This is a genomic window from Haloferula luteola (genome assembly GCF_014201715.1).
In the GTDB taxonomy this organism is placed as follows: Bacteria; Verrucomicrobiota; Verrucomicrobiia; order Verrucomicrobiales; family Akkermansiaceae; genus Haloferula; species Haloferula luteola.
Window position 1 is genome coordinate 74,371 of record NZ_JACHFD010000016.1, and the last position, 25,043, is coordinate 99,413.

Annotated in this window: 25 protein-coding genes; 11 read left to right on the top strand and 14 right to left on the bottom strand. The window is 58.3% G+C overall.

Annotation, left to right across the window (positions count from 1 at the left end):
* Positions 1 to 36 precede the first annotated feature (36 nt).
* Positions 37 to 1,698, top strand: coding sequence for a hypothetical protein (locus HNR46_RS14950; RefSeq protein WP_221285196.1), 1,662 nt, complete (start codon positions 37 to 39; stop codon positions 1,696 to 1,698).
* Positions 1,699 to 1,834: 136 nt separating this feature from the next.
* Complete coding sequence (locus HNR46_RS14955) at positions 1,835 to 2,332, top strand: cupin domain-containing protein (protein WP_184020209.1); 498 nt, start codon at positions 1,835 to 1,837, stop codon at positions 2,330 to 2,332.
* Here HNR46_RS14955 and HNR46_RS14960 read toward each other — a convergent pair.
* The 5 genes from HNR46_RS14960 to HNR46_RS14980 form a co-directional block, all read right to left on the bottom strand.
* Positions 2,329 to 3,189, bottom strand: a complete 861-nt coding sequence (locus HNR46_RS14960; RefSeq protein ID WP_221285197.1) for an MBL fold metallo-hydrolase — start codon at positions 3,187 to 3,189, stop codon at positions 2,329 to 2,331. The genes HNR46_RS14955 and HNR46_RS14960 overlap by 4 nt on opposite strands.
* Positions 3,190 to 3,318: 129 nt before the next feature.
* The gene (gene murI, locus HNR46_RS14965) at positions 3,319 to 4,116 is read right to left on the bottom strand and encodes a glutamate racemase (protein ID WP_184020211.1); all 798 of its coding nucleotides are present in this window, start codon (positions 4,114 to 4,116) and stop codon (positions 3,319 to 3,321) included.
* A 45-nt stretch (positions 4,117 to 4,161) separates the two neighbouring features.
* A complete protein-coding gene (locus tag HNR46_RS14970) occupies positions 4,162 to 5,094 on the bottom strand; it encodes a UDP-glucuronic acid decarboxylase family protein (RefSeq protein ID WP_184020213.1) in 933 nt (310 codons plus the stop codon).
* A 133-nt stretch (positions 5,095 to 5,227) separates the two neighbouring features.
* Positions 5,228 to 6,214, bottom strand: a complete 987-nt coding sequence (locus tag HNR46_RS14975; protein WP_184020215.1) for an SPFH domain-containing protein — start codon at positions 6,212 to 6,214, stop codon at positions 5,228 to 5,230.
* A gap of 13 nt (positions 6,215 to 6,227) precedes the next feature.
* The gene (locus HNR46_RS14980) at positions 6,228 to 6,665 is read right to left on the bottom strand and encodes an NfeD family protein (protein ID WP_184020216.1); all 438 of its coding nucleotides are present in this window, start codon (positions 6,663 to 6,665) and stop codon (positions 6,228 to 6,230) included.
* Positions 6,666 to 6,806: 141 nt separating this feature from the next.
* Here HNR46_RS14980 and ypfJ point away from each other — a divergent pair, with 141 nt between their 5' ends.
* Positions 6,807 to 7,661: a KPN_02809 family neutral zinc metallopeptidase gene (gene ypfJ / locus HNR46_RS14985; protein ID WP_184020218.1), complete on the top strand. Its 855-nt coding sequence runs from the start codon at positions 6,807 to 6,809 to the stop codon at positions 7,659 to 7,661.
* 45 nt (positions 7,662 to 7,706) lie between these two features.
* Here ypfJ and HNR46_RS14990 read toward each other — a convergent pair whose 3' ends face one another.
* Genes HNR46_RS14990 through HNR46_RS15005 form a run of 4 tightly spaced genes read right to left on the bottom strand, consistent with a single transcriptional unit; the run spans position 7,707 to position 11,008 of the window.
* Positions 7,707 to 8,600 carry a hypothetical protein gene (locus HNR46_RS14990; protein ID WP_184020220.1) on the bottom strand — a complete coding sequence of 298 codons (894 nt, stop codon included), beginning with the start codon at positions 8,598 to 8,600 and terminating at the stop codon, positions 7,707 to 7,709.
* 12 nt (positions 8,601 to 8,612) lie between these two features.
* The gene (locus tag HNR46_RS14995) at positions 8,613 to 9,614 is read right to left on the bottom strand and encodes a coiled-coil domain-containing protein (protein ID WP_184020222.1); all 1,002 of its coding nucleotides are present in this window, start codon (positions 9,612 to 9,614) and stop codon (positions 8,613 to 8,615) included.
* 42 nt (positions 9,615 to 9,656) lie between these two features.
* Positions 9,657 to 9,992, bottom strand: coding sequence for a hypothetical protein (locus HNR46_RS15000; RefSeq protein ID WP_184020224.1), 336 nt, complete (start codon positions 9,990 to 9,992; stop codon positions 9,657 to 9,659).
* A complete protein-coding gene (locus HNR46_RS15005; RefSeq protein WP_184020226.1) occupies positions 9,992 to 11,008 on the bottom strand; it encodes a coiled-coil domain-containing protein in 1,017 nt (338 codons plus the stop codon). Before HNR46_RS15005 ends, HNR46_RS15000 begins: the two co-directional genes overlap by 1 nt.
* Positions 11,009 to 11,198: 190 nt before the next feature.
* Here HNR46_RS15005 and HNR46_RS15010 point away from each other — a divergent pair, with 190 nt between their 5' ends.
* Together HNR46_RS15010 and HNR46_RS15015 are read left to right on the top strand one after the other, a co-directional pair.
* Positions 11,199 to 12,266, top strand: a complete 1,068-nt coding sequence (locus HNR46_RS15010) for a phosphoglycerate dehydrogenase (protein WP_246418120.1) — start codon at positions 11,199 to 11,201, stop codon at positions 12,264 to 12,266.
* Between the two features lie 57 nt (positions 12,267 to 12,323).
* The gene (locus HNR46_RS15015) at positions 12,324 to 13,421 is read left to right on the top strand and encodes a PfkB family carbohydrate kinase (RefSeq protein ID WP_184020228.1); all 1,098 of its coding nucleotides are present in this window, start codon (positions 12,324 to 12,326) and stop codon (positions 13,419 to 13,421) included.
* A 72-nt stretch (positions 13,422 to 13,493) separates the two neighbouring features.
* On the opposite strand, the gene HNR46_RS15020 is transcribed toward HNR46_RS15015, so the two are convergent.
* From HNR46_RS15020 to nifJ, 3 genes are all read right to left on the bottom strand, one after another.
* Positions 13,494 to 14,168: an LURP-one-related family protein gene (locus tag HNR46_RS15020; protein ID WP_221285198.1), complete on the bottom strand. Its 675-nt coding sequence runs from the start codon at positions 14,166 to 14,168 to the stop codon at positions 13,494 to 13,496.
* 215 nt (positions 14,169 to 14,383) lie between these two features.
* Positions 14,384 to 15,379 carry a dihydroorotate dehydrogenase-like protein gene (locus tag HNR46_RS15025; RefSeq protein ID WP_184020230.1) on the bottom strand — a complete coding sequence of 332 codons (996 nt, stop codon included), beginning with the start codon at positions 15,377 to 15,379 and terminating at the stop codon, positions 14,384 to 14,386.
* 14 nt (positions 15,380 to 15,393) lie between these two features.
* Positions 15,394 to 18,978 carry a pyruvate:ferredoxin (flavodoxin) oxidoreductase gene (gene nifJ, locus HNR46_RS15030; RefSeq protein ID WP_184020232.1) on the bottom strand — a complete coding sequence of 1,195 codons (3,585 nt, stop codon included), beginning with the start codon at positions 18,976 to 18,978 and terminating at the stop codon, positions 15,394 to 15,396.
* Between the two features lie 129 nt (positions 18,979 to 19,107).
* Between nifJ and HNR46_RS15035 the strand changes: the two genes are divergently transcribed.
* On the top strand, positions 19,108 to 19,293 hold the full coding sequence (locus tag HNR46_RS15035; RefSeq protein WP_184020233.1) for a hypothetical protein: 186 nt from the start codon (positions 19,108 to 19,110) through the stop codon (positions 19,291 to 19,293).
* 67 nt (positions 19,294 to 19,360) lie between these two features.
* Here the strand turns inward: HNR46_RS15035 and HNR46_RS15040 are convergent, their stop codons facing one another.
* Entirely contained in the window at positions 19,361 to 19,975 is a 615-nt protein-coding gene (locus tag HNR46_RS15040) for a RibD family protein (RefSeq protein ID WP_184020234.1), read from the bottom strand.
* Positions 19,976 to 20,133: 158 nt separating this feature from the next.
* Between HNR46_RS15040 and HNR46_RS15045 the strand changes: the two genes are divergently transcribed.
* Positions 20,134 to 20,709, top strand: coding sequence for a hypothetical protein (locus tag HNR46_RS15045; protein ID WP_184020235.1), 576 nt, complete (start codon positions 20,134 to 20,136; stop codon positions 20,707 to 20,709).
* A 9-nt stretch (positions 20,710 to 20,718) separates the two neighbouring features.
* On the opposite strand, the gene HNR46_RS15050 is transcribed toward HNR46_RS15045, so the two are convergent.
* A complete protein-coding gene (locus HNR46_RS15050; RefSeq protein ID WP_184020236.1) occupies positions 20,719 to 22,437 on the bottom strand; it encodes an ABC transporter ATP-binding protein in 1,719 nt (572 codons plus the stop codon).
* A gap of 308 nt (positions 22,438 to 22,745) precedes the next feature.
* On the opposite strand from HNR46_RS15050, the gene HNR46_RS21530 reads away from it, so the two are divergent.
* The 4 genes from HNR46_RS21530 (at position 22,746) to HNR46_RS15070 (ending at position 24,886) form a co-directional block, all read left to right on the top strand.
* The gene (locus HNR46_RS21530) at positions 22,746 to 23,099 is read left to right on the top strand and encodes a transposase (protein ID WP_184020254.1); all 354 of its coding nucleotides are present in this window, start codon (positions 22,746 to 22,748) and stop codon (positions 23,097 to 23,099) included.
* Positions 23,044 to 23,481 carry a transposase gene (locus HNR46_RS20665; protein ID WP_425491701.1) on the top strand — a complete coding sequence of 146 codons (438 nt, stop codon included), beginning with the start codon at positions 23,044 to 23,046 and terminating at the stop codon, positions 23,479 to 23,481. Before HNR46_RS21530 ends, HNR46_RS20665 begins: the two co-directional genes overlap by 56 nt.
* A 180-nt stretch (positions 23,482 to 23,661) precedes the next feature.
* On the top strand, positions 23,662 to 24,276 hold the full coding sequence (locus HNR46_RS15065) for a hypothetical protein (protein WP_184020237.1): 615 nt from the start codon (positions 23,662 to 23,664) through the stop codon (positions 24,274 to 24,276).
* Positions 24,277 to 24,418: 142 nt separating this feature from the next.
* The gene (locus HNR46_RS15070; RefSeq protein ID WP_184020238.1) at positions 24,419 to 24,886 is read left to right on the top strand and encodes a hypothetical protein; all 468 of its coding nucleotides are present in this window, start codon (positions 24,419 to 24,421) and stop codon (positions 24,884 to 24,886) included.
* Positions 24,887 to 25,043: the final 157 nt, after the last annotated feature.

Here is a 25,043-nt window from a genome sequence, read left to right on the forward strand (position 1 = left end):
CGGCGTGCGGGCCTTGTCCTCTATCCATGTCTACCCATGAAGAGCCCGTTGATGAAAAACTGGAAAGCTTGGATCGTTCTCTTGGCGTTAGGGGTTTCCCCGGCAGCCTCGGGAGAGACTCCGAACGTGGTGAACATCGTGAATTTCATTCGGGGAGTTGAACCGCGCACGCCCATGGATCTGGTGGAGCCGGTACGCCAGCAGTTGGCATTGGCGCGCAAGCATCAGCTACCGACGACGTGGTTGATTCAGTACGATGCGTTGATTCGACCCGAGTTCACCGATCTGTTGAAGAAACAGATGGGGCCGGACGATGAAATCGGCGCTTGGCTTGAGGTCGTCCAACCGCAGGTGGAGGCCGCGGGGTTGAAGTGGCGCGGGCGTTTTCCGTGGGATTGGCATGTGAACGTGGGCTTCACCCAAGGGTATCCTGTGGAGCAACGGAAGCAATTGATGGACGTCTATATGGCCAAGTTCGAGGAAGTCTTTGGCTTCCTGCCACGCTCGGTGGGATCATGGATTTTGGACGCCCCGACCTTGAACTATGTGCATGACCGGTACGGCGTCGAGACGGCCTGCAACTGCAAGGATCAGAGCGGAACGGACGGCTACACGCTGTGGGGGGGCTATTGGAACCAGGCCTATTATCCGAGTCGGATGAATGCCTACATGCCCGCTCAGGGAGGGGAGCTGCAGTTGGATGTGCCGGTGTTTCGGATGCTAGGAAGTGATCCGGTTCACCAGTATGATCATGGAGTGGGTGGGACCTGGCAGGGAGTGGTGACCCTTGAGCCCGTCTATCGACCTGGAGGAGGAGATCCGTCATGGGTCGACTGGTTCTTTGAGACGAATTTTCGGCAGCCGAGTTTGGAGTTTTCCTACATGCAGGCGGGTCAGGAGAACTCGTTCGGTTGGGATGCGATGAAGGACGGTTTGATCGACCAATATGCGAAGCTGCAGAAGTGGAGAGACCGAGGGGAGATCCGGGTGGAGACTCTTGCGGCATCGGGTGCATGGTTTCGCAAGCAGTTCCCGCATACGCCTGCAACCAGCGTGGTCGCCATGGAGGATGCTGTCGGAGCACCGGAACGCAGTGTGTGGTATGAGAGCCGATTCTATCGGGTGAACTTTGCTTGGTCAGGGGATGTCTGGAAGATCCGCGATTTGCACGTTTTCAACGAAAGGTATCCAGAGCGGTATCTGGAGGCGAAAGAGGACTCTTCGGTCGCCACATACGACACCCTTCCGGTGGTCGACGGATTTCATTGGAGCGAGCAGGGGGATTTGGCCGCGATGGCCCCATTTGCCGGAGAGATGCGACTAAAAAGCCGCGGCATGCCCGTGGTGGAAAAAGTCGGGGAAGAATCGTTGCGAGTGAGCGTTGGCGCTGACGATGGTGGGGTGTGGAACATTCAGTGTGATCCGGACCAAGTGCGAATCGAATTGGTGGAATCTGAACAAAGCGAAAATTGGGGGCTGGATCTGAGGGCGGCGGCCAAGCGCAAGATCCCCGTGGCGAGTCTGGACGATCATCACATTCGGTATCGGCACCAAGGTTTTGAATATGGCCTAGATTGTGGTGATAGCCGAGTCCGTCAATCGGAGGATGGATCTTCCATCCGAATTGAGAATGAGGGAGGAGTGGTGACGCTTCGCTTCGATCGAGGAGAAGGTGCGAAGGGGGCCTCGTCCCACTGATTTGCAGAGAGAATTCACGCAGTGCGAGTCCTCCCTAGGGGATTTCAAGGGACTTCCATTGAGTCGGTTTTCGGAGGATCGAGAGATGTGCTTGCGCAAGTCGCCCCAAACGGGGCATGAGATTTTGGGTCCACTGATGAATCCAACCCAAAATCCAATGGAATCGTTTTCTGGAATCCATCACGCTTCAGAAATGCCGGAGATGGAGGCGTTCGGAGACAGGGCCCGTTTTTGTCTTACAGGCGTCCAAACGGAAGGGCGCTATACGGCTTTCTATTTGGAGACGCCACCTGGCGGGGGCCCCCCGCCGCACGTCCACGATCGGGAAGATGAGTGGTTTCACGTGCTTGAGGGGCGGGCGGAGTTCTTTTTTCATGGCGAGTGGAAACTCGCGGTAGCGGGAGATTCGGTCTTTGCGCCCCGTGGGGCGCTGCACGCCTTTCGGAATGTGGGGGATACGGTATTGAGGCAGCTGATCCACACGGCGCCTTCGGGTTTCGAGCATTTCTTCTCGGAAATGGCGGATCTTTGGAAGCGGGATGGCGGACCTGTGTGGGACGAAATCGTGGTCTCCAGCGCCAAATATGGGATCCACTATCCGGACCCAGAGGGTGACTCGGTGCCGAGTTCCTAGCGCTCCATTTGCATGTCGAGATAGGAACGATCGTCGAGGGTTCGTGAGACCCCTTCAATGTTCAGCGGAAGCCATTCCTGATAGCGATCAAGCTCCTTGTATTCAACGAGGCGGATTGACTTCTGCATTTCTGCAAGTGTCTGGCCTGCGCGGCGAGCTTCAACGACTCGGCCATAGAGTGCCTCCAGATATCCCAGATAGCGCGCGACATCCTGGCGGTCGCCAGTTCGACCATGGCCGCCGACGAAGGTCGTGAAAGGAATGTCGAGCACCTCTCGGGTCGAGTCGATCATGCCATGGATGTCGTAGCCTTTTAGGTCCATGTAAGGGAGTCGCCCGAGAACGATCCAATCGACGACAAAAAGGACATCCGCGGGCATGAATTTCATGCTGATCGACCCTCGGCCATTGTTGGATCCATGATAGCGGAGGTGGACCTGGCTGTCGCCCAAGTGGAGGGTGAGTTGATCTTTGAAAGTGAGGTCGGGAATCCGAGTTTCGGTGCGGGTCCGGACCAAATCTTCGCGTGCAAGTTCTTGAGAAATGCAGGTGATGGAAGGTTCGTCGAAGATCTCTCCTCCCAAGGTGTGGTCAAAATGATTGTGACTGTAGACAAGATAGCGAACGGGGGTGTCGAAGCGTTGTTGAATCTCATTTTTCAACCACCGCGCGGCCTCGGGGCTGATCGGGTCGGCCACAAAACACCCTTCCGGTGTGGGCATCACGATGGAATGATAGTGGCCCGCAGTGAATCGGAAGACATTGCCTTGAATGGGTTCGAGACGGAACTCGGCTTCTCCAGCAAAGGCTGTTGGGCTCAAGGAAAGAATCGTGAAGGCAAGGATCGCTCTTAGCATGGTGGCCAACCTCGCCGACCTTGTCAGAACTTCATGGAATTTGCTCCCGTGTTCGTAGGAAGGCGAGTTTTCGGGGATCGCCGAGACGAAAAGTTCTGGGCGTCGAATCGGAGGAATCGCGGAAGGCGCTCAAAGCACTGCACGGCGAATTTTTCCCGGAGAATGGGAAAGGAAACGTCGGGAAAGTTGTTCAAACTGTTCAGAGAGGTCCGTGAGATGAATCTGCAGTTTTCCGCGTTCGTTCGAGGAGTTGAGGAGATTCAGCTCGGCGAGGCGGGTCTTGAGATGTTCGGCACAGGTGGTTGCCGAGTCGACCAGGCGAATGTCGGGAGGAAGGAATTTCCGTAGGGTCGGAATGAGGAGCGGGTAGTGCGTGCAGGCGAGCAACAAGGCATCGATCCCTTTATCGACCATTGGGTCGAGGTAGGTGTGGAGCGCTGCCTGCGTGGCAGGGTGGTCGAGCCAGTCTTCTTCGATGAGAGGAACCAGCAATGGAGCCGCTTGGGCATGAATGATGAGACCGGTGCGGCGTTGAGCGAGGGCGTGCTGGTAAGCGTGGGAGCGCACGGTGCCGCGGGTGGCAATGATTCCGACGCGGTCCGTTTCCGGATCCGCGAGAGTGGCCTCCACCCCGGATTCAATGACCCCAATGATCGGGGTCCGAAAAGTCTCGCGCAGAAAAGGAAGGGCGTGGGCGGTGGCGGTGTTGCAAGCGACGACGATCGCCTTCACCTGATGGTTGAGGAGCCATTGCACGTCTTCCGAGGCAAATTGGCGGATCGTCTCGGGGCTTTTGGATCCATAGGGAACGCGAGCCGTGTCCCCGAGGTAGACGATGTCCTCATGGGGCAAAAGAGTTTGAGCGGCACGGACGACGGTGAGGCCGCCGATGCCGGAGTCAAAAAAGCCAAGAGGAGAATTCTGCACGGGCCGAGCATCGGGGATTCGCACCGATTGGCAATCTCCGCGAGCTTACTTGCCGAGAAGCTGGGCGAAGTATGGGATGGTGCGATCGAGCCCCGCATCCAGGTCGATGGTCGGCTCCCATCCGAGTTCGGATTTCGCCAGAGAAATGTCCGGTTGGCGTTGCATGGGATCGTCGCCGGGAAGCGGATGGTAGGTGAGCTTCGATTTGCCGCCGACTTTGGTGAGGATCTTTTCTGCGAGTTCCAGCATGGTGAACTCCCCTGGATTTCCGATGTTGACGGGACCCGTCAGGGTGGGGTGCTCCATCAAGCGGATGAATCCTTCGATGAGGTCGTCGACATAGCAGAAGGAACGCGTCTGCTTGCCATCGCCGTAGATGGTCAGATCTTCGCCACGCAGGGCCTGAACGATGAAGTTGGACACGACCCGTCCGTCGTCGGGGAGCATCCGCGGTCCATAAGTATTGAAGATACGAACCACGCGGATATCGACCTGATTTTGGCGGTGATAGTCGAAGAAGAGAGTCTCGGCGCACCGTTTTCCTTCGTCGTAGCAGGCGCGAATGCCGATGGGATTGACGCATCCACGGTAGCTTTCCGGTTGAGGGTGGATCTCGGGGTCTCCATAGACTTCTGAGGTGGATGCTTGGAAAACCCGGGCCCCAATCCGCTTGGCAAGCCCCAGGCAGTTGATGGCACCCATCACCGAGGTCTTGGTGGTTTTGATGGGATTGTGTTGGTAGTGGGGGGGAGAGGCGGGGCAAGCGAGGTTGTAGATCCGATCGACCTCAAATTTGAAAGGGTCGATCACATCATGGCGGACGAGCTCGAAGTAGGGATTCTCAAGGAGATGAGCGATGTTGGCTTTGCGTCCGGTGAAGAAATTGTCGAGGCAGATGACTTCATGGCCTTCACGCAGAAGGCGTTCGCAGAGGTGGGAGCCGAGGAACCCGGCACCGCCGGTGATGAGAATTCGCATGGGGAAAAGGGAGCTTGGAGCCCCCTTTTTGACTGTCAAAGTTCGCCGAGGCAAGACCCGGGCGAGGAATCCCCGGGAGGTCCTCACTCCGGGGGGCCCATTGCGAGCCTCCCCTTCGAGGAAAAAGACCCGATCAGCCCAAGGGCGGCGGAGCCATGGGCTTCGGCAATGCCTCTGGAGATGCGGTGGTGTCTTTGAGGATCTTGGCGAGGGAGGCCACCGTGCCACCGACGTCGGACAGGTTCTGAGGAACGATGAGTGTGGTGCCTTGCTTGGCGAGATTGCCAAATTCTTTCACATACTGTTCGGCGATGCGGAGGTTCACGGCCGCTTGCCCGCCAGGGGCTTCGATCGCGAGAGCAATGCGTTGAATGCCATCCGCGGTCGCATTGGCAAGGAGTTCGATTTCTCGGGCTTTGCCCTCGGCTTCGTTGATCTGGGCGAGCTTTTTGGCCTCAGAACGCTTGATCTGTTCCTGCTTCTCCCCTTCCGCAACATTGATTTGGGACTCTCGTTGACCTTCAGACAGGGCGATTTGAGCGCGGCGTTCGCGTTCAGCACGCATCTGCTTTTCAAGGGCGTCCTGTACGGATTGAGGCGGTTTGATGTTGGCGATCTCGTAGCGGGTGATTTTGAGACCCCAGGGTTCGGAGGCCTTGTCGAGAGCCTCGATGACAGAGGCGTTGATGGTCTCCCGTTCTTCGAAGGTGCGGTCGAGTTCGATCTTGCCGATTTCGGACCGCAGAGTGGTTTGTGCAAGTTGGGAAGCGGCGAAGAAGTAGTCGTCGATCCCATAGGAGGCAGCCTTGGCGTCGAGGACCTGCATGTAGAGGACACCGTCAATCTCGATGGAGATGTTATCCTTGGTGATGCACATCTGAGAAGGGACGTCGACGGCGACCTCTTTGAGGGTGTGCTTGTAAGCGACCCGATCGATGAAGGGGACGAGGATGTGGAAGCCTGCCTCGAGAGTTTTGTGATACTTGCCGAGACGCTCGATGACGTGGGCCTGCCTTTGCGGTACAATCCGAGCGGTTTTGATCAGAGCAACGACGGCGAGGATGACGAACGCGATGCCAATGATCGCGGGAAAAGTGAGATCAGCGAGAATAGGAATCATGGGTGGATGGAGGTTAGAGTGAGCGAACGTACAAAGTGAGGCCTTCGCGGCGGACGATGATCACGCCTTTTCCGGCGGGAATGGGATCGGTGGAGCGGGCTTTCCATTCGGCTCCTTTGATTTCTACCCGGCCTTCGGCACTGCCTCCGGGAATGTCGCGGAGGACGCGTGCTTCGCGCCCGGTAAAGTCGTCATCAAGATCGGCATGATCGACATCCGAGCGGCCGACAAAGGCGGACTTGGCGAAGCGGCGAAGGCCAAACAAAAGGGCAAAGGACGAGAGCCCGAATACGAGGGACTGCGAGCCCAGTTCAGGGGTCCAGCCTAGCCAAGTGGTGAGGGCGGCCAGTATGGCGCCGACGCCGAAGAAGAAGATGATGAAGCCGGGTGCGGCAAATTCAGCGAGGATGAGGACGACACCGGCTAGCAGCCAGAGAAACTCGGGTTTCATGGGTAGAGGGTTGGATCGGTTTCCTTTCTATCCGATGGCGGAGAATGCGCGATTACAATAGGCAGGTGTCCTTTGGAGTCCGCGTGAGAGCAGGAGCTTGCCGGGGCGGAGGGTTGATGGCAGGTTGGGAGCCTCAACCTTATGAAACTCGAAGGACGCCGTCAGAGCTCGCATGTGGAAGATCGGAGAGGCCGACCTGGGGGAGGGGGATTCAAGCTGAGCGGTGGCATGCTGATCTTGATCGTGATTGCGGCGATCGTTTTCAAAAAGAACCCTCTGGAGTTGCTGCAACAGACGGGAGCTTTGGAGGGAGGCGCGACGTCATCGGAAGTTTCGGCCCTCACGGAAGAGGATGCCCAAATGGGGGAAATTGCTTCAAAGATCCTTGCTTCGACCGAGGATGTTTGGGCGCAGGAATTTGAAAGCATGGGGCTGCGGTATGAAGCTCCGGATTTGGTGCTGTTCACAGGTTCCACGCGAAGCGGTTGCGGATTCGCGAGTTCTCAGGTCGGGCCCTTTTACTGCCCAGCTGACAAGCGAGTGTATTTGGATCTTGGGTTTTTCGATGAGATGTCGCGTCGCTTTCACGCTCCGGGAGACTTTGCCCAAGCTTACGTGATTGCTCATGAGGTCGGCCATCATGTTCAGAACCTACTAGGAATCTCCGACCAAGTGCAACGTGCCCGGCAGGGATTGAGTGAAGCTGAGGGCAACCGACTCTCGGTGCGTCTGGAGCTGCAGGCCGATTTCCTCGCGGGGATGTGGGCTCGTCATGAGCAGCAGAGGTCCGGATTCTTGGAGGATGGGGATATCGAAGAGGCTCTCACGGCTGCCCATGCGATCGGCGACGACACGTTACAGCGCCAAGCGCAGGGTCACGTCGTCCCCGATGCCTTCACCCATGGCACTTCGGAACAACGCATGAGGTGGTTCATGAAAGGCTATCAGGGAGAACCGTTCGATCCGCAAAATACGTTTTCTTCCAAGGATCTTTGAGGCAGCCGACCGTGAAGGGAGCGGCTCCCTAGTGATGGGCAGCGCTCAGCGCCGCAAAAGGGAGTCGTTCGGGTGAACCCTGATCAGGGTGTTCCGAGAGTCTTCGTAGCGGAGGCGTTGTTGCTCAAGGAGGCGGCTCAGTCGCTGGGCGCGTTCTTGGTAAGTTTCAAGGCTCCCTGGAGGAGATTTGCGCGATCCTCCGATTTGAGATTGCGCCTCTTCGAGGGATCGTTGGGTTTGGTCCATCTCGGCTTTGGCGGAGGCAAAGTCGGCTTGAGCGCGGGCGATATCCGCCTCGCTGGGTGCTGCCGCCTTGCCAATATTCGGGGACGGAGTGCGGTCGGTGCGTGGAATCTGCCGTTCGAGATCCTCTTCGATGGGGTCCCAGCCGATGCGCTCTTTGAGATTTGCAGGTAGGGTGCTGAGAGGGAGTGTGGCCGGTCCGCGTTGGCAAACGATCCGCATGGCGCCGGGTTCGAAGCCCGTGACTCGGACCTGGCGATAGGTCCGACGAGTGGTCGAAACATCCCCAAGATAGGCGCCAATCATCGAGCGACGGAGCGCTTCTTTTTTCGCCATTTGTGCCGCAGCGAGATCGTGGCGGATCTCTGGAATCTGTTCGACGAGTTCAGTTCGTTTCTGTGCCAAGGATTCCTGGCGGAGTTGCAGACTGGCGACTTCGATACGGGATTGCTGGAGGGTGGCTTCGAGCTTTCGACCTTCGATTTCGTATTCGGCCGCTGTCCGCGTTTTCGAGCTGATCTCTTCGCGAAGGGATTTCAGGCGATCTTGATTGCTATCAATCTCGAGAGTGAGGGCGGCGGATTGGCTCAAGCGTGTGGATTTCTGGTCGGACATCGTGGTGATGCCGATGCCTCCCATCACTAGGGCGATGATACCGAACAGAACAACGAAGATGCCGAGATGACTTTCTTCCATGGAAGCGTCAGGTTATTCCTTTTCCCCTGCGTGAAGTCGGGCGAGTTTGCTGCGCGCCTCGACGATGTTCTTTTCCGTCTCGGAGACTTTATCAGTGAGTTCAGAGATGGTCCGGGTCAGATCAGGAATGGCGCGTTGGACTTTCCGCAGGGCGCTTTCCATTTGGCTGAGTTCTTCCTTCATTTGGGGGACCCGTGAGACTCCCGATTTTTGCCGCTCGGAGGCGATTTCCATGCGCTTTTGGCGAATACTGCGTTCGTGGACGGGGATGGCACGACGAGCCCGGTCGAGGCTACTGCGGGCTTTTTCCAGCTCGTTCCGTTGCTCGCGAACGTCATTTTCGAGCCGGATGACTTTGTCTTCCTGTTGGGCGATTTTGACGGCGTCGCCGAGAGCGGCATCGGCCATCTGTTCGCTGCCGGCGTGGTCGGTGGCTTCGACTTCGGAGAATTGGAGGAAGTCTTTGATGTCGGCCGGGAGGTCAGAAAGGCTGACTTTTCCGATCCCGTTGTCGTGTTTGAAATTGAGTCGAACCGGATCAATGCTCGTGACTTTGACGTTCTTGTAGACGGTGCCGTCGCTGCCGCGGAGTTCGTCGAAAACACGATCGATCATCGAAAGGCGAGCGGATTCGCGATAGCGAGCCTTGTAGTCTTCGAAAGCGGAGTTCACCTGATCGATTTCGGCTTGGTTGGTGGCCACCTCTGATTGGAGATGGGCCACTCGCTTTTCGAGTTCGCCGGTGGTGACTTCGAGCCGCTGGAGTTCGAAACCCGCTTTCTTCATGACGTCATGTTCTGCGAGAGAGGCGGTTCTGGCGGAAATCGATTTTTTAAGGTGGGAGATATCGTTGGCGTTCTCCGCGATCACGGCTTCGATCGGAGGGCCTCCTTTGAGGTAGTTATCGCCGACCATCATGTAGAGTCCTCCGAAACCAAGGAGGACGATGAGTGCCATGAAGGTGCCTACGACTCCCGGGCCGTAGCTGCTGGAGAAAAGATCGGTGCTGCCCATGGAAATGAGAGTTTTGAATCAGGAGTTGGGGATGGAGGGAGATCAGCGCAGAGGATATTTGCGCTGGTAGTCTTTGAGTTGGTCTTCGAGATCCTTTTTCTCTTTTTCAAGAGAGATGATGTTCTCTTCGAGGCTGGAGACTTCGGCTTCGAGGTTCTTGGCCTTGGCTTGGACCTGAATCAGCTCGCCCCGGCGGTCGGCAGGGGCATTTCTGAGTTTTTCGTCGAGAAGATTGAGTTCTCCTTCGAGCTTGTTGATTTCCGCGCGTTGCTCTTCCCGTTGGCGAACCAGTTCAGGATCCTCCTTACAGGAGATGGAGGCAAAGGCAGCGAGGCCCGTGAGAGTGATGGCGAGGAGGCGTCTTTGGCGTGGTTGCATCAGCGTCGGTAGGGGTAAATACAGGTGGGGGGACGGTAGGCGGGGCGGCCATAGTGGACCGACACGAAGGGTCCCGCGAGGGCCCGACCGTTGATGGTGTCGGGATAGACTCGTCCATTGCGAAGACTGAGAATCCGCGCGGCGCCGAGTCCGTAAGGTTGTCGGCCTTGGGCTGCTGCGGAACAGGAGTAGGAACCATAGGCATTCCGATAGATGGGCGTACCGTAGACCCGGGCCGCTGTCCGGTCGCGACCGAGACGCCGTGGCGCTTCGGAGAGCGCGGACCGAGGTTGGGAATCGATTTGGGCAAGCTCGCGAGAAAATCGAAGAGCGCGGTCCCGTGCGGCTTCTGCGATGGCCAGTTCCCTCTGGTGCTCTTGTTTTCGTTGCTCCTGTTGATGGAGAATCTCGGCAGATTCCACCCTCGAAACATAACGGGCATGGGCGAGAGTTTCCTGCCGCACGACGGCGTAGGATTGCACGGGATCGATGCCAAAGGATTCGAGCTGATCCTGGGTGAGTTGGCGAGCAGTCAGGCGTGCGAGCCCTGTGGCGTGACGGAACTCGACTCCGGCTTTGCTCACCTGTTGGATGGTGACATCGTGGTAAGTTTTGCCCGCGTTGGACTGCAAGGTGGGAAGGGAAATGCCTTCATGGGAGTGGCGAATTTCCGAGAGGCGTGCCTGAAGCCAGCGCTCATTGGAGGCTTTCAATTCGGCAACTTCCTCTGCGAGTTGGATGCGACGTTGCTCAAGATGTGCCTTTTGGTCGGAGGCGCATTGCAGGCGTTGGGCCGCAGCTTCCCCGGCGCGGTGAACTGCTTCGAGTTCGCTCCATCGATAGCGGGCGAGATTGAGTTCAGATTCATGGTTCACCCGTTCGGCTTCCAGAGACCACCAAAGGGGATCGCGGGATGCGGTATCGGTCGAACGGGATCGACATCCAGTCGTCATTCCCAAGGTGCCGACCCATAGACCGATGACCGCAGTGCGGATAAGGAAGGGGGTGGCCGTCATGACGGTGGAATTTAAACAATCTAAGGGGGGCTTTTGACAAGTGAGTTTCAGATGAAAGTTTCGTAAAGACACGAAGAAGATGCGGTGGTTAGGGAAGGTCGGTTGACCCTCACGAGTCCGCTCGAGCAGAGTTCTCTGAGCCCGAAAGCGGGCAGCAGCGCGGTGCGGATTCTCATCCAATTCATCCAAGATGGCCGACTTGGTGACGATGGAAAGCGCATGTCAAATTTCCGACTTGTATGACAACTTGGGTGTGCTGGAATGGCGGGGCCGAGCCATGCCGATGCGAATTCTCCTTACGACTTGCAGTTTTCAAGATACTCCGGGGCCTCATCATGAATTCCTTGAAAGCCAGGGGTATGAGATTGTCCGGGAACGGGGTCCCCTCAGCGAGGAGCAGATGCTGCAGTTGGCAGGTGATTTTGATGGGTTCCTGTGTGGGGACGACGGAATCACCCGCGCAGTGATCGAGAAGAGCCTTCCGCGGCTTCGAGTGATCGCGAAATATGGGATCGGATTGGACAAGATCGACATCGCGGCGACGAAGGAGTTCGGGATCCCGGTCATGTTCACACCCGGGGTCAATCATACCACCGTTGCTGAACACACGTTTTGTTTGATGTTGGCCTTGTATCGCAACCTTGTGGAGACCGTCAATGCCACCCGGGAGGGTCGGTGGTTGCGGTTGACCGGGCATGAGCTTTGGCGGAAGAAGATCGGGATCATCGGAATGGGTCGGATTGGCCAAGAGATGGTGAAGCGGGCCCGTGGATTCGACATGGAAGTCCATGGATACGGAAACTTCTGGCCCGAAGATTTTTGTGTTCGCGAAGGAGTGACGCGTCACCGCTCCCTTGATTCGCTTTTCGAGACTTGCGACATCATCAGCCCGCACACGAAGCTGACTGCTGAGACGCATCACATGATCCATCGAGCTCGATTGGCCATGATGCCGCCAGAGGCGATCGTGGTGAACACGGGGCGCGGAGAATTGGTCGACACGGAGGCTGTTCTAGAGGCCTTGAATTCGGGAAAGCTGGCTGGCTACGCAACGGATGTGATGGAGCAGGAGCCACCGGATCCGGCGCACCCCCTGCTCAGCCATCCCAAAGCCTTGGTCACGGCGCACATCGGCTCGCGGACTTTCGAGAGTGTTCCTCGGCAGGCGATGAAGGCGGTGACCAACCTGGTGAACTTTCTCCAGGGGGAAGGGCCGGTTTTCTGTGCGAATGGCGTGGTGCCGAGCGCGGAAGAATGAACTTTTCTCACGACCTCCGAATTCTGATTTTCGCTTCGAGCTTCTCACAAAATCATCATGTCTCTGACCCTTCGATCCACTGAATCCGTTGCTTACGACATCATTTCCCTCGGGGAGATCATGCTTCGCCTTGATCCTGGCGACGGCCGTGTCCGCACCACTCGCCGCTTTGATGTTTGGGAAGGTGGCGGAGAATACAACGTTGCACGGGGCCTCCGCCGTTGCTTTGGCAAGCGGGCGGCTGTGGTGACGGCCTTTGCGGACAATGACGTGGGGCGGTTGCTGGAAGACTTCATCCTGCAAGGCGGTGTGGATACCCGCTATGTGCAGTGGAAAAAGTTCGATGGAATTGGCCGGGAAGTCCGCAATGGGCTGAATTTTACGGAGAAAGGATTCGGCGTGCGAGGTGCCAAAGGGACGCCCGACCGAGGACTCACGGCGGCCAGCCAGATGAAACCGGGCGACGTCGATTGGGATGATGTTTTTGGCAAGCAGGGAAGCCGCTGGTTCCACACGGGAGGCATTTTTGCCGCGCTCTCAGAAACGACGGCGGAATTGACAATTGAAGCCTGCAAGAAGGCCAAGGAGTATGGCACGATCGTCGCGTACGATCTGAACTACCGGCCGAGTTTGTGGAAGAGCATCGGTGGTCAGGCCAAGGCCCAAGAGGTCAACCGAGAGATCGCCAAATACGTGGATGTGATGATCGGAAATGAGGAAGACTTCACGGCTTCCCTTGGTTTCGAGGTGGAAGGGGTGAGTGAACACGTGACCGGCCTGCAAGTGGACAGCTTCAAAGATATGATCCAGCGGGCCGTGAAGGATTTTCCGAACTTTCAAGTTGTGGCGACGACGCTCCGCGATGTTCACACGGCGACGGTCAACGACTGGGGCGCCATTTGCTGGCACGATGGTCGCTTCTTTGAAGCCACGCATCGTCCGAAGCTGGAAATCTACGACCGCGTGGGAGGAGGCGACTCGTTCGCTTCGGGTTTGGCCTATGGCTTTATGGAATTCAACGACGCCCAAATGGCGGTGGAATATGGTGCGGCACATGGTGCCCTGGCGATGACCACACCGGGTGACACGACGATGGCAACCGTGGACGAGGTGAAGAAGTTGGTCGGTGGAGGTTCCGCCCGAGTCGACCGCTGACCCCAATAGGAAGGATCCATCGCGCCGCCTCCTTCGGGGAGCGGCGCGATTTTTTTGGAGGGGAGGAGGGGCTCAGCCTCTGCGGCGTTCCAACAGCACGAGCATGAGGAAGCTGAGCATGAGATTGAGCTCTTCCCGTGGCGTGAGGTCGCCGCATTTTTCGATGAGAAATCGACCTTCGAAAAAGGCCGGCTTTTTTGTCAAATGCATGACGGCAGGCGCATCAATACGGGAGGCTCGGTAACGGGGATGGAAGAGGTAGCCGGTGAGGAGCCCAATGATGGGAATTTCCCCGAGCAGGGAGTCAAAGACCTTCGACCAAGGGTTTTCCTCGCGAAGGGAAAAGTCCGGGGTGTCGTCGCCAGGATTGAAGGTTTCGTAGTGGGCTTTCCAAAGGGAGCGCCATCCTCGGCGTCCCACGGAACCGATGGCTTGTCCTTGGGAGTCGGTGAAGAAGTATCGGGCCGACCAATCGATTACCTTGTTGGTTTTGATTTCGGCCAATCGAGTCGCGCGAGTGGCATCGGTGAAGATTTCGACGTGCTCTTTGAATTTGAAGATCTTCTGCTTGGTGTAAAAGACGGTTCTGCCGTTGGCATCGGTGACGGTGGCCTGGGTGGCCAGGGCGAGAATCTTGAAGCTGAGTTGGAGGGGATACTGGAGACCGGCGAGATGGCGGGAAATGTCGTCGGTGGCGGGAGGAAGCGTGGCAGGAAATGCAGGGGGGGCGTAGGGATTGTCCGTCATGATAGGAAGGTCAGAGCTTCATGGGTTAGCGATAGGATCGAAGGATACCAAGTCATTCATTCACGAATTCTGGGATGATCGATGAAGGCGGGTTCTGCACCGGGCGGCTCGGACCTGTCCGCAAAAAAGCCCCCGTTCCGCGATGGCAAAAGGAGGCTGTGATGTCTTGAGTCGCCGCTTTGCAGAAGGGCGATGCGTGAGCAGTGTCGGGTCGGTCAATCGGCTGTCCAGCTGTGCAAAACCATGGCGTAGTTGCCGCGCTCAATGGCTTCCGGGTCCGGTGCATTTTGGTGGCTCATGCAGCCCCGAAGTTGGTCGAGATGAGAGTACTCGTGTTCATGCATCCATTCGATCACGCCATCTACGAGGTTTCTCAAGTGGGCGGGTCCGTGGAGAAGGAGGCCGGAAACGGTTTGAACGGTGGTTGCTCCTGCCATGAGGCCTTTGATCACGTCATGGGATTCGTGGATGCCACCGCTAAGGGAGAGGTCGAGTCCAGTGCGGCCATGCAAAATGGCTAACCAGCGGAGCCGCAAGTTGAGCTCTGCGGAGGTGGAGAGGCGCAGGGTGGGTTCGGTGCGGAGCTCTTCGATGTCGATGTCCGGTTGGTAGAATCGGTTGAACAGCACCACGGCCTGCACGCCGAGCTCTTCCAAGCGCGATACGAAATGAGGAATCGACGTGAAGAAAGGAGGGAGTTTGACCGCGATGGGGATCTCGATGCCTTCGCGCGCTGCCCGCACGGATTCGAGAAGCCGTTCTTCCACCTCCGCTGAGCTTTCGAACTTGTCTGCTGACAAATGGTAGAGGTTGACCTCAAGAGCATCGGCCCCAGCGGCGGCGATCAATTGTGGATACTCCCGCCACCCATCAGGACTGATGCCATTGACGGAGGCGATGACGGGGATGTCGACTGCGGCTTTGATGTGGGCAATGCGCGAGAGGTATTCGTCGGGACCTAGGCAGTAGTCTTCTGGCTCAGGAAGGAAGCTGAGGGCTTCGGCAAAGCTGTCCTCTGCCTCGTCGATGGCGGCAAAGGCAGCGCGTTGCTCTTTGACGATCTGCTCCTCAAAAAGCGAGTTCATGATCAAGCACGGCGCGCCGACGTCTTCGAGCTGGCGAACTTTGCGGAGGTCTCCTGTGAGAGGACCGGCTCCCGGAAGGATCGGGTGCGGGAGGGTGAGGCCGAGGTAGGTGGTTTCAAGGTTCATGGTTCTCGGGCAGTTCAGGATTCTTCCTCAGTGGTGGTGGCAGCGGCTTCTTCCGGGAAATGAATCGCGGCCATTTGTTCGAGCAGTTTCCAACGGTGGCGGGCGCTTTCCTGGGCATGATCGGCCAGTTCCTTGAAGCGTTGCGGATTGATTTTCTCGATCATGCGGAAGCGGGTTTCATTGCGCATGAAGTCGGCGGTGGTCCCTTTGGGCTCCTTCGAGTCGAGGATGAGCGGGGGTTGTCCTTCGGAAATCCGGCGGGGATCGTAGCGGAAGAGGGTCCAAAGCCCGCTATCCACAAGACGCTTCTGCTGGTCCATGCCGAGCGAGAGATCGAAGCCATGGGCGATGCAATGGCTGTAGGCGATGATCAGCGACGGGCCGGGCCAGGCCTCGGCCTCCCGCATGGCTTTGACGACTTGGCTGTCCTTCGCTCCCATGGCGACACGGGCGACGTAGACGTTGCCATATTGCATGGCCATGAGGCCGAGTTCTTTGGGAGCGTTGGACTTGCCAGCGGCGGCAAATTTCGCGGCGGCGCCGATCGGAGTGGCCTTGGACGCCTGTCCCCCCGTGTTGGAGTAGACTTGGGTATCGAGCACCAACACATTGACGTCGCGGCCCTGGGCGAGGACGTGGTCGAGTCCTCCGTAGCCGATGTCGTAGGCCCAGCCATCGCCGCCTACGATCCAAACGGATTTGCGCACCAGATAGTCGGCGAGCAAGCGCAGGGCCGCAGCCTCAGGGGTGGAGATGCCGCCTAGGGTTTCCTTGAGCGTGGCGATCCGCTTGCGCTGGGCCTCAATGCCGGGTTCGTCGGTCTGATCGGCGTCCAGAATCTCTTGAACCAGGCTGTCGCCTATCTGCGGCGCCAGGCGGGAAAGCAGGCCTCTTGCGGCGTCGTTTTTCTGATCGACGGCGAAGCGCATTCCGAAACCAAATTCGGCATTGTCCTCAAACAGCGAGTTGGCCCACGCAGGTCCACGCCCGAAGGCATCTTTGGCATAGGGAGTGGTGGGAAGGTTGCCTCCGTAGATCGAGGAACACCCGGTGGCATTGGCGATGAGCAGGCGGTCCCCGAAAAGTTGGGTGAGCAACTTCAGATAGGGAGTTTCGCCGCAACCCGCGCAGGCTCCCGAGAACTCGAAAAGGGGACGCAGGAACTGTGAGGATTTCACTTCCCCATGATTCAGGCGCGCCCGGTCGGGATCAGGGAGGTGGTTGAGGAAGAAGTCGAAGTTTTCCCGTTCGGTTTCCCGCACCTCAAGCAGCGGGGTCATGTTGAGCGCCTTGCGCTTTGGCTGTTGCCGGTCCTTGGCGGGGCAAACGACGGTGCAGAGTTTGCAGCCCGTGCAGTCTTCCGGGGCGATTTGGATCGTGTACGAGGATCCTGGGAAATCACGCATCTTGAAGTCGGCGGCCTTGAAGGTCTCTGGAGCGGATCCGAGTTCGTCTTTGTCGTAGAACTTGGCGCGAATGGCGGCGTGGGGGCAAACCATGACGCATTTGTTGCACTGGATGCAGAGGTCCGGTTCCCAAGCGGGAATCTCGTGGGCGATGGCGCGCTTTTCCCAGCGCGTGGTATCGGTCGGCCAGACGCCATCGGGAGGGAAGGCGGAGACCGGAAGAAGGTCGCCTTTTCCTTCCATCATCACTGCGGTGACGCGCTTGACGAAATCGGGTGCATCGTCGGGCACGACCGCGGCGCGGGGAGGGCCCTCAAGGGTGCCTGGGAGGGGAACGGGATGGAGGTGTTGCAGGGCGATGTCGACCGCGGCGAAGTTGCGGCGGACGACCTCATCGCCCTTCTTGGCGTAGGTTTTTCGAATCGCGTCCTGAATCTTGGCGATGGCTTCGTCGCGGGTCAAAACACCAGAGATGGCGAAGAAGCAGGTTTGCATCACGGTGTTGATGCGACCTCCCATGCCGGCCTCTCGAGCCACTTCAAAGGCGTTGATGGTATAAACTTTGAGGTCCTTTTCGACCATCGCCCGGCGAGCTTCGAGTGGCAGTTTGTCCCACAATTGATCGGGCGCATACGGAGCATTGAGGAGGACCGTCGCGCCATGGGCTGCGGGTTCGAGGACGTCGAATTTCTCGAGAAATCCGAATTGATGGCAGGCCACAAAGCTGGCGTTGGTCACGAGGTAGGGGGCCCGGATGCGCTCGGGACCAAAGCGAAGGTGGGAAACGGTGACGCCGCCGGACTTTTTGGAATCAAAGACGAAGTAACCCTGGGCAAAGTTGTCGGTTTCTTCGCCGATGATTTTGATGGAATTGCGGTTGGCGCCGACGGTGCCATCGGAGCCGAGCCCCCAGAATACCGCCCGAACGACTTGGTCGGATTCGATCGAAAACGATGGATCGTAGGCGAGCGAAAGATGGGTGACATCGTCTTCGATACCGACGGTGAAGCGGCGTTTGGGCCGAGGCTGGTCGAGTTCGTCGAAGACCGCCTTGACCATGGCGGGAGTGAATTCTTTGGAGGAGATCCCGTAGCGACCGCCGATCAGGCGGGGCATGGGGAAGGGCAAGGTGCCAGTTTCGAGGGCTTCGGAGAGGGCCGCGGAAACATCCAGGTGCAAGGGCTCGGCTGGGGCTCCCGGCTCTTTGGTGCGGTCGAGGACGGCGATGGCTTTGACCGTCCGCGGAAGCGCCGCAAGGAGCGCGGCCTGATCGAAAGGTCGATAGAGGCGGACGCGAATCACTCCCACTTTTTCACCGCGGGCGGTGAGGTACTTGACGGTTTCATCCACGGTCTCACCTCCGGAAGCCATGACCACGATGACCTTCTCGGCATCGGCTGCACCCGTGTAGTCGAACAGATGGTAGTGGCGTCCGGTGAGTTCTCCGAAGCGATCCATGGCCGCCTGCACCTTGGCGGGAACCGCATCGTGAAAGAGGTTGCAGGCTTCGCGTGCTTGGAAGTGGGCATCCGGGTTCATGGCGGTGCCGCGGACCGTGGGCGCGTCGGGGGTCAGCGCCCGCTGGTAGAAGGCGAGGCGGTCGTCCTCGTTCATCATGCCATGGAGCACCTCGTCGGGAAGGATTTCGATTTTCTGGACTTCGTGCGAAGTACGGAATCCATCGAAGAAGTGGAGGAAAGGAACTCGGGTGGCAAGGGTGGCACTGTGGGCGATGGCCGACAGGTCCTGCGCTTCCTGCACGGAGGCGGAGGCGAGCAGCGCGAAGCCTGTCTGGCGAACCGACATGACATCTTGGTGGTCGCCAAAAATGGACAGGGCGTGAGTGGCCAGCGAGCGGGCCGCGACGTGCATGACAAAGGGAGTCAGTTCTCCGGCGATTTTATACATCGCAGGAATCATCAGCAGCAGCCCTTGCGATGAGGTGAAGGTGGTGGACAGGCAACCGGCTTGAAGCGTGCCGTGGCACACGGCACTGGCGCCACCTTCGCTCTGCATCTCGATGACTCGCGGCGTCGCGCCCCAGATGTTTTTCTGGCCGCGGCTTTCGAAGACATCCGCCAGCTCGGACATCGGTGAGCTGGGAGTGATCGGATAGATGGCAATCGTTTCACTCAGGCGGCAGGCCACGGAGGAGACGGCTTCGTTGGCCTCGAGGGTTGCGTGCGGTTTCACGTGTGCAATCAAAGCGATAGGGCCACCGGATGGCTTCGCGTCGATGCCGATTCGCCCCGCGGGAATTGCTCCGGTTCCGCGGGCATTCCCGCTTGCCGGGGGCGGGCGAGGGGCCTAAACGAAGCGGCGATGAAACTTTTCTGCCTGCTCGCCGCCGCTGCCGCGTTTTCCGCCGTTTCGTGCGAACGCCATGATTGGGAGGAAACGAAGATCTTGCACGAGGCCCACGGGGCCCACGGTCATGACGAGCACGCAGAACATGCCGAGCATGGCGAAGAGGGCCATGCGGGTGAGCACGCAGAAGAAGCCCATTGATTCGCCTCCACCCGGGCGAAACCGGGATCGGATTTTGAGGCCGTTTCCTGAAGGGGAGACGGCTTTTTTACGCCCTGCGATAGCTGAGAAAGCATTCTCCCGATTCGGTTAGGGATTCAAAATGAGTGAGTTGATAGTGGCGAGAAGATGCTAGGAAATCCCCGGGAGGACCGGTGAGCCCAGGCGCATCCCGTCCCCCAAAAAGGGTGTGACCGGCCCAGGTTAGGTGGATTTCATCAATGGCATCGATTTCAGCGAGTTCACGGACGAGGCTGGCGCCCCCCTCGCAGTGAAGCCTCTCCACGCCAAAGTCCTGGTGGAGACGCTCAAGAAATTGGGCCAGAGTGGAGTGGTGCCCCACCGTATCCTTGATCTTCCTCGGGGCGTGCTCGGTTCCCAGCAGATGAATGGGGCCGCCGGGCGTGTGGAAAAGCGGATGCGACGGATCGAACTTGCCCGTCCGGGAAATGACGCAACGCAGGGGGTTCTGTGGAGCGGTAAGGGTCATCCGGTCCGCTTCGAGGGTCCCTCTTCCCACCAGGAGGGCGTCGGCTTCGACTCGCAAGCGGTGGAATCGCTCTTGATCCGCCTCCGAGGTCCATCCAGAGGAAATCCCGGCGATGGAAGTGATCCGGCCATCGGCAGAGAGAGCAAAATTGAGGCTGAGGTGCGGACGAACCATGGGGTGCAACCAGCATTCTCAAGTCGCCACCCGGAGTCGACATCCGATTCGGAAAGGCATCCGTGACTTGGCCGGGCGGACGGGGTTTCACCCGATCGAGCGATGGAGCTCGAAAGCGGCGGGTGGAAAAGCCACCATCCTGAAACGTTCATTCGGCGATGAAACCCTTGCGTTCTTCACACCTCTCCCACCAAGCAGTGGCACTTGGCGACATGAAAACCGCCTCCGGCGATAAGGTCGTAGTGCCGGGCCTGCGGTCTCGCGTGGTGGTCGGCTCTGCCGTCCTGTTGGCCACTTTGAGCCCCCTGCTAGCGTTGGCCCAGTTGGCCTACGACATCCGAGTCGAGACGCTCACCGAGATCTACCGGGAAAGCGGCGGCCTCCCGGCGATCTCTCGAATTCTGGCCCCGTTCGGCCCGATCGATCTCTGGAGCTACCTCACGCCCATCGCCTTGGGCGTGGCCGCAGGGGCGGCATGGAAAGTTCGCCTGTCAGGGGGGATGTCCATCGCAGTCCTGCTCAGCGTCGCTCTCCAATTGGCCGGATATTGGGCGGCCTTTGCCCCCTACGCCGCGCTCCTCCAAATGACCGGGGTGATTCCCAGATGGCCCTATCCTTGGGAACCGTTTGTCGCCAACCTGTCCTTGGTGGTCGTCTCGTGGGGATCCGCGATCTGGGCAGTGGCGAAGGCGCGTGCCCGTGGTCGGGCCCATGCAATGCCTTCACTCGAGTAGATCCTCGATTCAACTTGGTGGGACAAGTGGGCTCCATCCGCCCCGATGCAAATCAGCATAGGGACCTGCAGCCTCCACCAGTTCGGCGTGAGTTCCGACTTCTGCAATGCGGCCGTCAACCAGCACCGCGATGCGATCCGCGGCTTCAATCGTGCTGAGGCGATGGGCGATCACGAAGCAAGTGCGATCGGCGCGGAGACGTTCAAGAGCCTGCTGGACCAGTAGCTCCGTCTGATTGTCCAACGCCGAGGTCGCTTCATCGAGAAGCAGGAGCGGAGGATTGCGCAGAAGCGCGCGGGCGATGGAGAGGCGTTGCTTTTCCCCCCCGGAAAATCGGATGCCACGTTCTCCCGCCAACGTGTCGAGTTGCTCTGGCAGATCACGCACGAACCTCGCGGCGTTGGCGGCCTCAAGCGCCTTCCAGAGCTCACTGTCCGTCGCACTGGGCCGGGCAATCTGCAGATTGGCGCGGAGCGTATCGTTGAAAAGAAAGCTGTCCTGCGTCACGTAGCCAATATGGTCACGCAGCCATTCTTTCGACAGGTGGTCGAGGGGTTGCCCATCGAGCAAAATGCGTCCGGAACTCGGCTCATAAAATCGGGCCAAGAGGTGAAGCAGCGTGGATTTTCCGGCCCCGGTGGGACCGACCAGAGCGATCGTCTCTCCGGGCGCTGCATGGAGCTGAATCTCGGCGACCGCCGGAGTCGTCTCATCATAAGAAAAAGAAACCCCTTCGAAGCGGATATCGCCCCGGAAAACAGCCGGCCGCAGACCCTCGGTCAGCTGAGGCTCTGCAGGCCGATCAAGAATTTCGCGCAGCCGCCGCATCGCATTGCGACCTCGACTGAAGGTCTGAGACAGCGGATTGATCTTCGACACCGGATCAAACAAGAAGCCCCAGGCAAAGAGGAAATAGAACAAGGTTCCAGATGTCATTTCCCCCTGCAACACTCTCCACGCTCCGTAGGCGACCATAAGAATGATTCCGGCCTCCGCTAGCATCGAGACCCCGGGCCAAACCACCGCCTGGCCCTTCATCACCTTCATATAGCGACTTCGCGTGCGCTGAGAGGCGGCGGCGAAGGATTCCAAGGTCTCCGGTTCGTGGGTGAAAACTTTGATCTGGCGAATCCCAGAAAGCGAATCGTGGAGATGGGCGTGGAGATCCGCCGTCGCCTCTGACGAAGCCCTCCAATGAGGGGCGGCGCGAACCGAGTGACGCCATGTGATCAGCCCAATCACCGGAAGTGGAGCAATCGCCACGCATGCCAGCCGACTATCGTGCCAGAACAGCGATCCCAAAATGGCGGCGAACTGAAAAAAGGCAGGAAGCGCGACATCCAAGGCTTCCACATACATCCGCTGAGTCGCAGGAACATCATCCGCCACACGGGACATGATTTCCCCCGAAGCGTGACGATCGAACCAACGAATGGGTTGGCTCTGAAGCTGATCGAACAGCCGGACCCGCAAATCATGGGTGAGCCGCGACTCGAGTGACTGAGCAAGAAGCGAACGGAGAGAAAGCAAAGCTTGCCTCAGGGCAATCGCGCCCAGGCCGATCAGAGTGATTCGAACAATCCGATCAGGCCGGTTTTGTCCGATGATTCCGTCGGTGAATTCGCGAGCGATGGCTGGAATGACCAAGACCAGAGCCGTGCCGACGAGAGCCAGAAGAACAAGAGCAGTGGCACGGAGCTTGTGGTGGCGGAAGGTCATCGTGTCCATCGGTGTGAAACCTGAAGATCGCCCGCCAAAGAAAAGCCTGGAAGAGGGCCGGTGAAAGCGAAAAGCCCCGTCAACAAGCAACTGACGATCAAGCGATCTCTTTCATCGGTCAGCGCTCAGAGAATCCCGCTCGGTTAAGGGGCGCCCGTGGGCGTGCTCCCGCGGGCCGACGACCGGGTCGGCGTTCCCCCCCTCAGGAGGAAAGTCTCGAACCGTTCGCATGCTTCCCGGCCGGGAGACACAGCATGATTTGCCACGAACTTCTGTTCTGTTAGGTTAGGTGGTCGAAAAGCTCGGGATGCACGAGGATCCGAGCAGCCAGACCGAATCCGAGTGGGAGAGGATCCGCGCGCTACTTCCCAGTTGCCCGAAGGGATGGCGGGGAAGGGACCTGCGAACACTCGCGATGCAGCATCCTCAATGGCATCCTCGACATCATCCGGACCGGCGGTTCGTGGCGCAGGATCCCGCACGACCTGCCCCACCGGAAGACCTTCTACCACGATTTCCGACTGTGGGCCAAGCAGCGCCATTGGCAGCAGATCCATCACGCGATCCGCGACCTGGACCGGCTCAAAGTCGGTAAAAGATGCCCCGACCGCTGCGATCCTCGATCGCCAAAGCGTTCGCACAGCGAGCCAACCCGGACTTCGTGGCTCTAATGCGGGTAAGACGATGACAGGAAGGAAGAGACACGTCCTGGTCGACACCCTCGGCTTCATCCTTTCCGTGAAGGTGACTCCCGCCGACGTGCAGGACCGCGACGGAGCCCGCCTGCTGATGGCCGTTCTCACCACCACCTCTGGCTGGCTCAAACTGATCTCGGCCGACGGGGGCAAAGCTGGCCAGTGGGTGGGTGAAGTCGCCCCACTGAAGAGACACCCCAGCGCGTGCTGGGAGGTGGCGACCGATCCTTACGGACGAGGTTCCGCGTTGCGGGACCCCTCCAGAATGACGATGATCATACCCGCAGGGGATGGACAAACGGATGGTTCCCGAATACCTGAGTCAATTTGCTCGTTATGGACATCGCGTCCGAGGTAGGGTGTGCGGGTCGTGTCTGAGTTCGTTTTCATTTTTCGTCACGCATTGATCTTGGATAGATCCCGTTCACGCGGGATCGCCCACGAAAAGAACCCGACCCGACACCTTATTCCCAACCCTCAACCCACTCCGATGGTGCCCGACTGCTTCAAGTCGCAGCCATAGGGTCTCGCTGGAGAAATGAATCGCTTCCTTACTGCCATTTCTGCGCTAGCGATTGCCGCCCCTCCGGCGAGTGCACGGGAGCCAGAAGAGTGGTGGGCTAGGCAACGCGGAATCACCCAAGGCGTTCTCATTGAGGGTTCAACATCTCCTGACGCGGAACACGCGCTGTTTGAGTTCAATCATTGGGATGGAGACACTCCCGATAGCGCGACCACTGCCACAGGTATCGGGCTCGCGCCAGCAGACCGCACCACACTGCTATTTATCATCAATTCGCGAACGAAGTGGATGACAGACAAGGAAGTGACTTCGTTTCTCTCAATAGAGTGGAACGACATATCCACGCTGCTCGCAACTCACGATTCAGGCGCAAGGCACAGCAAGCTCAACATCTATCGGATTTCCAAGGCTGGCACTGCCGCATCACTGGAGATTCCGGATTTGTTGGAGATCGCCGCAAAGAAGCTTGGAGTCGCCAAGGAGTCTGTGAGTTCTTCCGGACAGGTGCCCTTAAGATGGCTGTCTTCTGACACCGTTGAGGTCAGTGTGAGATTGGCAACCCCAAAGCGCAAAATGACGACGACAATCCCCCTTTACATAGATGACGAGGGGCAAGTTACGACGCCATAGACAAGCCAACAGCGAACAAGGCGTGGGTGGCAACCCGCTACCCCGCTGCGAGTCGGAGATTGAACCGTGACTAGAACCCTTTACCGTGAGTCGGAGTGGCGCTCCCGGTAGCGGGTGCCACCACTTCAACGTTCGACAAAAAATGAGACTCGTCATTTTGACAACACTCCTTCTGGTGGGGTTCACTCATGCTGAGACTATTGAGGTTTATCGCGAGGACCGCGTCGAGACGCCGAAGCATGTAAGATCCAATTTGACCGGCAAACCGACGTACTGGATTGCAACCGGCAAGTTGGTTGGTAAACTCGATTTGGGTGAGGCGACGTTGGGTAAGATTGTGGCAGATTACCGGGAAGCGTCTTGGAAGGATGAGCCATTTTACGGACCTGTTGAGCAGTTCGTTTTTGTGGACTCCAAAGGTAGATTCTATGTCGCCCACCTCGAATACCTGAAGGATAGTGAGCTTCTAGGTGAAGGTCGCAGGGTTGCCATCAATGAGCTGAAGAAGGTGCAAGGGCGAAAGGGTATGTTTACAGGAAGCCCCTACAGCGGAAGCAGCGTTTTCCATGAAGGTATCCTCAAGAAACTTCGGGCTCTCGTTGCAAAATGAAGAAGTCGAACGAGGCAGTGGAGGCGACCCCTATCAGCGGCTTTGTTGCGTTCTTGCCGCCGGCTTCGGGAGGTGATTGATTGTCCATGGCTTCACCGGTGGGTTATCGGGGTCGCCACAGCTTTTACGTTCTGCAAGAAACTCATGACTACGATGC

Coding starts and splice junctions, on each gene's coding strand:
- HNR46_RS15040 (WP_184020234.1), bottom strand. CDS start 19,975: ATGGTTCGTCCGCACCTCAGCCTCAATTTTGCTCTCTCTGCCGATGGC.
- HNR46_RS14990 (WP_184020220.1), bottom strand. CDS start 8,600: ATGGAAGAAAGTCATCTCGGCATCTTCGTTGTTCTGTTCGGTATCATC.
- HNR46_RS15045 (WP_184020235.1), top strand. CDS start 20,134: ATGAAACCCTTGCGTTCTTCACACCTCTCCCACCAAGCAGTGGCACTT.
- HNR46_RS15070 (WP_184020238.1), top strand. CDS start 24,419: ATGAGACTCGTCATTTTGACAACACTCCTTCTGGTGGGGTTCACTCAT.
- HNR46_RS15010 (WP_246418120.1), top strand. CDS start 11,199: ATGGCCGACTTGGTGACGATGGAAAGCGCATGTCAAATTTCCGACTTG.
- HNR46_RS15065 (WP_184020237.1), top strand. CDS start 23,662: ATGAATCGCTTCCTTACTGCCATTTCTGCGCTAGCGATTGCCGCCCCT.
- HNR46_RS15050 (WP_184020236.1), bottom strand. CDS start 22,437: ATGGACACGATGACCTTCCGCCACCACAAGCTCCGTGCCACTGCTCTT.
- HNR46_RS14960 (WP_221285197.1), bottom strand. CDS start 3,189: ATGCTAAGAGCGATCCTTGCCTTCACGATTCTTTCCTTGAGCCCAACA.
- HNR46_RS15000 (WP_184020224.1), bottom strand. CDS start 9,992: ATGCAACCACGCCAAAGACGCCTCCTCGCCATCACTCTCACGGGCCTC.
- HNR46_RS14980 (WP_184020216.1), bottom strand. CDS start 6,665: ATGAAACCCGAGTTTCTCTGGCTGCTAGCCGGTGTCGTCCTCATCCTC.
- HNR46_RS15020 (WP_221285198.1), bottom strand. CDS start 14,168: ATGACGGACAATCCCTACGCCCCCCCTGCATTTCCTGCCACGCTTCCT.
- HNR46_RS15015 (WP_184020228.1), top strand. CDS start 12,324: ATGTCTCTGACCCTTCGATCCACTGAATCCGTTGCTTACGACATCATT.
- HNR46_RS14950 (WP_221285196.1), top strand. CDS start 37: ATGAAGAGCCCGTTGATGAAAAACTGGAAAGCTTGGATCGTTCTCTTG.
- HNR46_RS14970 (WP_184020213.1), bottom strand. CDS start 5,094: ATGCGAATTCTCATCACCGGCGGTGCCGGGTTCCTCGGCTCCCACCTC.
- HNR46_RS15035 (WP_184020233.1), top strand. CDS start 19,108: ATGAAACTTTTCTGCCTGCTCGCCGCCGCTGCCGCGTTTTCCGCCGTT.
- HNR46_RS15025 (WP_184020230.1), bottom strand. CDS start 15,379: ATGAACCTTGAAACCACCTACCTCGGCCTCACCCTCCCGCACCCGATC.
- HNR46_RS14995 (WP_184020222.1), bottom strand. CDS start 9,614: ATGGGCAGCACCGATCTTTTCTCCAGCAGCTACGGCCCGGGAGTCGTA.
- ypfJ (WP_184020218.1), top strand. CDS start 6,807: ATGAAACTCGAAGGACGCCGTCAGAGCTCGCATGTGGAAGATCGGAGA.
- HNR46_RS15005 (WP_184020226.1), bottom strand. CDS start 11,008: ATGACGGCCACCCCCTTCCTTATCCGCACTGCGGTCATCGGTCTATGG.
- HNR46_RS14955 (WP_184020209.1), top strand. CDS start 1,835: ATGAATCCAACCCAAAATCCAATGGAATCGTTTTCTGGAATCCATCAC.
- HNR46_RS14975 (WP_184020215.1), bottom strand. CDS start 6,214: ATGATTCCTATTCTCGCTGATCTCACTTTTCCCGCGATCATTGGCATC.